The organism is Desulfocurvus sp. DL1XJH-121, from assembly GCF_054819825.1.
Window position 1 is genome coordinate 1 of sequence record NZ_JBTVWW010000081.1, and the last position, 278, is coordinate 278.

Below are 278 nucleotides of genomic sequence, written 5' to 3' on the forward strand. Positions count from 1 at the left end.
GGACGAAGCCTCACTCAGCCTGCGCGCCGGCTCGCTGCGCACCATCACGCACATCCTGCTGCCGCTGCTGCGCCCGGCGATCCTGTCGGCGCTGATCTACAGCTTCGTGCGCGCCATCACCACCGTCAGCGCCATCGTCTTCCTGGTCACCCCCGATACCCGCGTGGCCACCGCCTACATCCTCAACCGCGTGGAAGACGGCGAATACGGCTTGGCGATCGCCTACGGTTCAATTCTGAGCGTGGTGATGCTGGCGATTATTTTCCGCTTTGACTGGC

At 64.0% G+C, this 278-nt stretch carries 1 protein-coding gene; it reads left to right on the forward strand.

Going from position 1 to position 278, the window contains the following annotated elements; all coding sequences use genetic code 11:
- Positions 1 to 278, forward strand: a 278-nt coding sequence (locus ACYYG1_RS17385; protein WP_461211597.1) for an ABC transporter permease subunit, incomplete at both ends; no start/stop codon positions are given.